The sequence below is a fragment of the Nesterenkonia salmonea genome, from assembly GCF_005771525.1.
Lineage (GTDB): Bacteria > Actinomycetota > Actinomycetes > Actinomycetales > Micrococcaceae > Nesterenkonia > Nesterenkonia salmonea.
Genome location: NZ_VAVZ01000067.1, coordinates 1 through 6,940, shown reverse-complemented (window position 1 = coordinate 6,940; position 6,940 = coordinate 1). Strand labels below are relative to the sequence as shown.

Below are 6,940 nucleotides of genomic sequence, written 5' to 3'. Positions count from 1 at the left end.
GACCGCGCTCACGTTCAGGACCGTCATGGTCACCAGGTGCTACACCACTCTATGGGGCACTACTGCGCTCTCGGACGCATAGCCCAACTCCAAGGCAAGGGACCTGACCCGAACGTCCCCCTCTCGCAGTGCCCGCTGGGCAAGCAGCATGCGCCATCGGCTGAGGTAAGTCAGCGGTGGAACCCCAGCAACTTGGCGGAAACGCTGCGCGAACGACGTCCGCGACATGGTCGCGGCGTGGGCCAGGTCGTACAGCCCCCAAGGGTTCTCCTGGTGGGCATGCATGGGATCGAGCGCGGGACGCAGGCGCTCGGTCCTGCGAGCACGCGTGAGGCGTATTGCGCTGTCACTGCCGCAGGAGCACCGCGCATCACCGATAATGAATCCAAGAACGTCCCGTGGGCCCCGCTATCGCAACTTCTAAGCCGGCCATCGAGGGTGGCAGGGAGCGGATCGAGTGGACCTTGGATGCTGGGGCTGCCGCCGGCATTCAAGTCTGTGGAGCCTTCCGGGCCTGAGCATCAAGTGGCTACTCCTCTCAAGCCGTCGCAAGCGCGCGTGAAAGCTCAGCATCAGCGCATATGCGGGTCAGGGTGCTGCGTCCTAACTGCGCCATGGTGGGATTCGATGATTCGTAGTACCAGACCAATCCCATGGCCTGCTGGAATGCCCAGGCGGCGCCTCTTTGCCACTCCAGTTCGTCAATACTGAGCGCTTCACGGAACACGTTTCGCGCATCAACATCGAAGAAGTGCCACGCCACGATCAAGTCCAGCGATGGGTCGGCGGCGGAGAAATTGCCGGTATCCAGAACCCCCGCGAGATGGTTGTCGCGCAAGACGATGTTCGCTGGAATGAGGTCCCCGTGCGTCATGGCATCAGGTTGTTCTCGAGGAAGCGTCCGGAAATCGGCCCATAGAGCTCTCAGGCGAGGAACGTCGAGAAGGTTCGCGCTCTCGAAGAAGCACGTTTCCATCCACGTGTCAGAGTCAGACAGCGTTCCGCCGCGCCCTGTACCTGTGAAGCGTCGTCCCTTCAAAGGAGCCGATCGGAACGCGTGAACGAGCTCAGCAATCTCTCGGGCAAGTTCGCACGAGTCGGCGGACATTTGAGACCTCGCTACGTCACCAGGGAGCCAGGATTGGACGCTCCACGGAAACGGATAGTGCCGACTGGGTCGACCAATCGCGATCGGAGTGGGTGCCGGGACGGGGGAGAGTCCAGCAAGCTCCGATATCGAAAGTGCCTCGCGTTCAAGTTCTTCAGCGACGTCCGCCGCGCTGGAGGCCCGACGTGGGAACCGTGCCGCTCGGGTGGCCCCTATCCGGAAGATCGTGTTCTCTGTCCCAGCTCCGTGGAGCTCTTCCACGGTCTCGTTGGTCCATTCCGGGAACTGGTCCAGTATCAGCTGCTCGACAGTCGGCACGCTGACCTCAATCTCGTCAGGGTGCATCGTCATGATGTCGACGATACTGCAGCCACACGTTATTAAGCCGCTAGTAGCACGGTCTCGAAAGAGTGCTGGAGTCAGCGTCCGGAGTTGTTGTCGAGCAGAGTCGAGACGATGGAGGTTTTCGACTGTGTGTAGTCGTCCCAGTTGCTCGTAGACTTCGCGGCGCTGATTTTAGCGTTCAGGTATTGATCACGAGCGTTTGCGTCTGACCTGAGCAGATCTCGAAAGGCTATTCGCTTGTTCCATTGCCGGTTTTCATATTCGACGACATGGATTACGTATTCGCGGGCCGACCTTGACGGGAAGCTGAGCCAGCAGTGATGATCACGCTCACCTTCGAGATCAAATCCGTCCGATCCGAGCTGTCGTGCAACGGCTGGAACTCTCGCGGCATCGACGCCCACTAGCAGATCGACTACATCTTTTGCAGGCAGATCTGGGACAGCGGTGGATCCGATGTGTTCTAGGTGCGCTCCGGTGACCCGTTCGCGGATAGTGCTCATCATTTCAGTGGCCATCTGGTTCCATTCGGAGTGACGGCTTGGAACGATGAAGACAGGCTGCTCAGCTTCCATGGGGTCATCCTTGCACCGAAGTGCACTGCTATTTGGGCGCACCGCCGAGGCAGTCCGCCGAGTTGCATTCGGCTTCGCGAGCCAATGCTAGGTCACTGGTGACCTGGCCAGCCCGCGACTCTGCAGTACAACGAGGACACCTCGCGCTTGCTCCTTTACTGAGGGTGACCGCCCGTTACGTCGATGGCACTACTTCCGCACCGGCCCAATCTAGTGATGGGATCCCGCGGATCTTGTCACACAGGACAGGCGCTGACATGGGGAGCGACATTTTGATGAGACGCGGTCTGTCTCACGAACTTGTCGTAATCCTCAGTGGTGTGTCCCGGGTTCCGAGGAGTTCGGATTTCGTGGATTCTGGTGTCCTGAGCATTGGAGTGCCACATGGGACGAAGAGGATATCCCGCTGAGTTTCGACGTAGAGTTCTGGATCTACTCAACACTGGGCGGAGCGTTGCGAGCATTGCCCACGACCTGCAGATCAGTGACCAGACGATCTATGCCTGGCGCCGACAAGACAGGATCGACCGTGGAGAGATCCCCGGGCTGAGCACTGCGGAGAACGCTGAACTACGTGCGGCGAAGAAACGGATCGCTGAACTGGAGCTGCAGCTGGCCGTGACGACGAAGGCGGTGGAGGTGCTCAAGGCCGAGACCAGCCCAAAAGGCGATACGCGGCGGTCGAGCTGATCGCCGCGCAAGACCTGCCAGTCCAGGTTGCCTGTCGAGTCTTGGGAGTCGCGGAGTCGGGCTACTACGCTCAGCGCAACAGGCCCCCTTCGGAACGAGCGATCCGTCACGAGTGGCTCACCGGTGTCATCGCTGAGGTCCACGCCGCGTCTCACGGGCGCTACGGGGTGCGACGAGTCCACGCTGAGCTCACGATGGGGCGTGGCATCCCGGTCGGTCACCAGCAGATAGAGTTCCTGATGCGCCGGGCCGGACTCAGAGGGTTGACTGGGCGGCGCAAGTGGCGACGAATCCTGCCCGATCAGATTGCCACCGATCTGGTCCAACGCGGGTTCACGCGTCAGGAGCCAAACCGGTTGTGGGTCACCGATCTCACCGAGCATCGCACGCGCGAAGGAAAGCTCTTCTGCTGCGTCGTCCTAGACACGTTTTCCCGTCGAGTCGTGGGTTGGTCGATCGATTCCTCCCCAACTGCGGCACTGGCCACCAACGCTCTGGGCATGGCCATCGATACTCGGCTGGGTTCGAATTCTGCACCGGGCACGATTATTCATTCGGATTATGCCGAGGTTTTCGTTAAGCCGAGGAATCTGGTGCTGGCCCGTTCTGCTGCCGATCAGTGGGGATTCCTCGCCTTAACGTTCTGGGTTATCGGAGGCTGTAGAGCGCCTGGAGCATGTCGTCAGGCAGCTTCTCTGCTGCCGCTGGGCCGGTCGCGGGTGTGGCGGCGTTGATGGCTTCTCGCATCATGTCCAGGGTGGCGAACGCGTAGAACGCCTGGGTGGTGGAGACGTTCTCGTGGCCCAGTAGTCGCATGATGATCGGCAGTGGGATGCCGCTCTGGTGCAGATCCATGGCCTTGGTCTTGCGCAGCATGTGGCAATGGACCCGCGCCGGCACCGAGGGGCAAAGACTACGAGCAGTTTCGGCGGCGGCCTTCAGCGCCGCGGCCACAGTGTCGGTGGACAGGCCGGTGGGTTGGCCGCGGTGGAAACTGTAGAACACTGGCCGATTCCCCGGCAGCCGGGCGCGGTTGGGGTGGAACTCCTGAAGATAGACCTGCAGATGCTCGAGGGTCTTAGCGCTGAGCGGTACCACCCGGGTTTTGTTGCGTTTTCCGGTCAGGGTCACGTGCCCGGGATCGGTCAGGGTGAGGTCTTGCAGTGTCAGGGCGGTAATCTCACCGACCCGGGCGGCGGTCTCATACAGCAGGATCAGCAGCATCCTGTTCCGCCGTGACTTGGCTGTGGCGCCGGTGTGGGCGGCAAGCACGGCGCGGGTTGCTTCTTGGGTGAGGTATTCGATCGGTGCTCGTGGTGGCACCGGGGCTGTGAGAGTCTTGGCTGCTTGATCCAGCGCGATCAGGGTGAGGTCTTCAGCGGCGGCGTATGACAGAAACGCTTTGACCGCAGCGAGTCTGAGCGTGATCGTCCTGGCCGTGTAGCCGCGTTCGGTGTTCATCCAGGTCAGCCATCCTTTCAGGTGTTCCCGGTCGAAATGGTCGAAGGTGACCTGGGAGCGGTGGAGGTGTTTGTGGTCGGCGAGGAAGGTCAGGAAGCATTCCAGGCTGAGCCGGTAGGCCTGGATCGTCGCGGACGAGAGGCCGCGGGTTTTGGGCATGTAGGCATACAGGAAATCCCGGGCGAAGACCCAGACGGTGGCTTCATCGGTGGCTGGGTCGCGTTTCATTTGAATCCAACCTCTGGCAGCAGGGCGTGGCTTTCGGCGACGACATCAGCGTAGGAGTCCATGAAGTCTGGGGAGGTGTGGATGTAGTAGTAGGTCGAATCGAAGGTGGCATGGCCCATATAGCGGGCCAGGTAGGGCAGCATCGCGGTGATATCAGCACCGTCTTTCATCCAGCGTTCCAGGTTCGCATAGGCGAAGTGATGCCGGAAAGCATAGGGCTGTGGCTGCCTACCACCAGTTGGTCGTCGAAGTCCTGCTTGATCCCAAATCCGGTTGAAGATCACCCCCACAGAGGCCGGGCAGACCGGCGCTCCGGTGGAGGAGATGAAGAACGGCTCGCGTGGCCCGAATCGCGACCGCGAGGCCTGATCACAGACGGCAAGAACCGTGGCCACCTCGTCGGTGATCGGTAGTCGGCGGCTGCGCCTGGCCTTGGAATCGATAATATCGAGACAGCGCTGATCGAGATCGACCTCACTGGCCAACAACAGGCGGGCTTCGCCGGTGCGCAGACCACAACAGTGCATCAGGCTGAAGAACGCCACCGCCTGCCAGGCCCACGGCGAGGCCGCTTTGACGCGGGCCGCAGCAGTGAAGAACTTCTCGATTTCTTCGCTGGTGAGTAGGTAGGGGCGGGTGCGGGTGAATCCGGCTTTCCACTGGTCCGAGAGGACATAGGCATATGGATGCCTATGGGTGCGCATCCAGCGGCCGAAGTCACGGATATAGGACATCCACGACCGGGAAGTCGCTGAACGGCCCAGCTCGCTGAAGACCCATCCTTCAACAGTGGCCCGGTTGAAGACCCTCAGCCGGTGGCTGGTGCAGTAGGCGTCGAAGCGCTGCAGGTAGACGATCCGGGAGCGACCATAGAAGCCCATCTGCTCCTTGAACCCCAGGTAGTCTTCCAGATCGGTGGCGAAGGCGCTGGTGAAACGGTGCACGCTCATGATCGTGCTCCTTCCGGGACCGGCAGCACGCATTCGATCAGACGCTGGTGATCGACGCTGAGATAGACGTTGGTGGAGTCCTGGCTGGAATGACCCAATACCGCTGCGATGGTCGGCAGCGGCGTAGCTGCCCGCAACAGCCGTGAGGCGGCGGCGTGGCGCAGCAAACGCGTGCCCGCTTTTACATCGGTGACTCCGGCCTTGCGGAACGTGTCGGCGGTGACCTTGTAGATCGAGGCGTGATCAGCCAACGCGGTGAAGGGCGCCACGCTGCGCAAGAACACATGATGCTCGCCGTGGTGGCCCGGGCGCTCTGCCAGCACGTAGTCAGCCAGCTTGGCTGCCAACAGCCCTGGCATCGGCAGGGTGACCGGGTTCTTGGTCTTCTGTTGAACGAGCGAGATGGTCTGGACCCGCCAGTCAATATCGTCCAGCCTCAGGGCGATGATGTCGCAGGCCCGTAGCCCTGTCATCAGTGACAGCAACGTGATCGCCGCGTCCCTGCTGCTGATTCTCGACGAGGATGCGCACGCTTGGACAACTCGTGTGACGTCCTCATCACCCAGATCAGGCAGGATCGGGTGAGACCGGCGGGCACCGATGAGATTGACCGCATCCACCAAGTCGCCCCGACCGATGAACTTCAGGAATGGGCGAAAGTTCGACACCTGCCAGAACAGAGATGAGGCCGCCCACCGATCCAACAAGGAACTGAAAAACCCGGTCGCAGTGGCCGGGCCGGCCGCATCGAGGCTGGTGATCCCTTGGTCTTCAAGATAGACCAAGTAGCCGCGGGCAATGCGTCCATAGGCTTCCCGGGTGGCCACAGCCAGGCCCCGGTCGGCCATGTCAGCTTCCCAGGAAGCGATCAACGCCCTGAATTCAAATGTTTCCGGTTGCCGCCCACCGCCACCACGCTTGCCAGTAGTGAGAACCACCTCACCTGAGCGTAGGTACGAGTCGAACAGAGCCACGAGCCGGGTGTAGTTGAACCGTCGTACCGCACTGAACCTGCCAGTGCGCGGGCTGATGGTCAGCGCCGCGAACTCAGCACCCAGAGCCGACGTGTATTCACCGCCGCGGGGGGCGACATAGTCGTCAAGGAGCCTGATTGTCTTCTGATAATTGCCGATCGTTGATTCCATGTAGTTGGCCGCACGTAGCGCCGCGACGACGACCGCATCGAGATGAGTGACTGTCGTATCCATGACCGTGTCCTTTCCCTAGACGGCTGGATACGACAGGACACTAACCAGACCAGAACGTTAAGCNTTTCCCTAGACGGCTGGATACGACAGGACACTAACCAGACCAGAACGTTAAGCCGAGGAATCCCCACTGATCGGCAGCAGAACGGGCCAGCACCAGATTCCTCGGCTTAACGAAAACCTCGGCATAATCGGTGTTAACCGGAATTCCGGTTAACTCGGACCAAGGGGTGCAGTTCGGTTCCTGGGCCTTCACCTCCCGGGCCAAGGCTGCGGGTCTGCTTCCCTCGATGGGGTCGGTCGGAGACTGCCTCTTAACCGGCTAAAGTACTTGTTCCTGCTTGTCAGCGACACTCCGCAGAATCGGTCTAGCAG

At 60.9% G+C, this 6,940-nt stretch carries 8 protein-coding genes; 2 read left to right on the top strand and 6 right to left on the bottom strand.

All coding sequences use genetic code 11. The annotated features are described in order from the left end of the window. Positions 1–39 precede the first annotated feature (39 nt). The 3 genes from FEF26_RS14845 to FEF26_RS14835 all read right to left on the bottom strand — a co-directional run bounded on the left by FEF26_RS14845 (position 40) and on the right by FEF26_RS14835 (position 2,028). Positions 40–285: a helix-turn-helix domain-containing protein gene (locus FEF26_RS14845; RefSeq protein WP_138254318.1), complete on the bottom strand. Its 246-nt coding sequence runs from the start codon at positions 283–285 to the stop codon at positions 40–42. Between the two features lie 253 nt (positions 286–538). Continuing rightward, positions 539–1,459, bottom strand: coding sequence for an aminoglycoside phosphotransferase family protein (locus FEF26_RS14840; protein ID WP_138254317.1), 921 nt, complete (start codon positions 1,457–1,459; stop codon positions 539–541). Positions 1,460–1,527: 68 nt separating this feature from the next. After that, positions 1,528–2,028, bottom strand: coding sequence for a GrpB family protein (locus FEF26_RS14835; protein WP_138254316.1), 501 nt, complete (start codon positions 2,026–2,028; stop codon positions 1,528–1,530). Positions 2,029–2,412: 384 nt separating this feature from the next. Here FEF26_RS14835 and FEF26_RS14830 point away from each other — a divergent pair, with 384 nt between their 5' ends. Beyond that, on the top strand, positions 2,413–2,718 hold the full coding sequence (locus FEF26_RS14830; protein ID WP_138254315.1) for a transposase: 306 nt from the start codon (positions 2,413–2,415) through the stop codon (positions 2,716–2,718). Continuing rightward, positions 2,715–3,452 (top strand): IS3 family transposase, encoded by a 738-nt coding sequence (locus tag FEF26_RS14825; RefSeq protein WP_138254314.1) that lies wholly within the window; start codon positions 2,715–2,717, stop codon positions 3,450–3,452. The genes FEF26_RS14830 and FEF26_RS14825 overlap by 4 nt, the downstream gene beginning before the upstream one ends. On the opposite strand, the gene FEF26_RS14820 is transcribed toward FEF26_RS14825, so the two are convergent. From FEF26_RS14820 to FEF26_RS14810, 3 genes are read right to left on the bottom strand one after another with little or no spacing between them, the layout of a single operon-like run. Further along, complete coding sequence (locus FEF26_RS14820) at positions 3,367–4,407, bottom strand: tyrosine-type recombinase/integrase (RefSeq protein ID WP_138254313.1); 1,041 nt, start codon at positions 4,405–4,407, stop codon at positions 3,367–3,369. The two genes, FEF26_RS14825 and FEF26_RS14820, sit on opposite strands and share 86 nt — an antisense overlap. Further along, positions 4,404–5,357: a tyrosine-type recombinase/integrase gene (locus tag FEF26_RS14815; protein ID WP_138254312.1), complete on the bottom strand. Its 954-nt coding sequence runs from the start codon at positions 5,355–5,357 to the stop codon at positions 4,404–4,406. The genes FEF26_RS14820 and FEF26_RS14815 overlap by 4 nt, the downstream gene beginning before the upstream one ends. Further along, entirely contained in the window at positions 5,354–6,565 is a 1,212-nt protein-coding gene (locus tag FEF26_RS14810; protein ID WP_138254311.1) for a tyrosine-type recombinase/integrase, read from the bottom strand. The genes FEF26_RS14815 and FEF26_RS14810 overlap by 4 nt, the downstream gene beginning before the upstream one ends. Positions 6,566–6,940: the final 375 nt, after the last annotated feature.

Coding starts and splice junctions, on each gene's coding strand:
- FEF26_RS14845 (WP_138254318.1), bottom strand. CDS start 285: ATGCATGCCCACCAGGAGAACCCTTGGGGGCTGTACGACCTGGCCCAC.
- FEF26_RS14840 (WP_138254317.1), bottom strand. CDS start 1,459: ATGACGATGCACCCTGACGAGATTGAGGTCAGCGTGCCGACTGTCGAG.
- FEF26_RS14835 (WP_138254316.1), bottom strand. CDS start 2,028: ATGGAAGCTGAGCAGCCTGTCTTCATCGTTCCAAGCCGTCACTCCGAA.
- FEF26_RS14830 (WP_138254315.1), top strand. CDS start 2,413: ATGGGACGAAGAGGATATCCCGCTGAGTTTCGACGTAGAGTTCTGGAT.
- FEF26_RS14820 (WP_138254313.1), bottom strand. CDS start 4,407: ATGAAACGCGACCCAGCCACCGATGAAGCCACCGTCTGGGTCTTCGCC.
- FEF26_RS14815 (WP_138254312.1), bottom strand. CDS start 5,357: ATGAGCGTGCACCGTTTCACCAGCGCCTTCGCCACCGATCTGGAAGAC.
- FEF26_RS14810 (WP_138254311.1), bottom strand. CDS start 6,565: ATGGATACGACAGTCACTCATCTCGATGCGGTCGTCGTCGCGGCGCTA.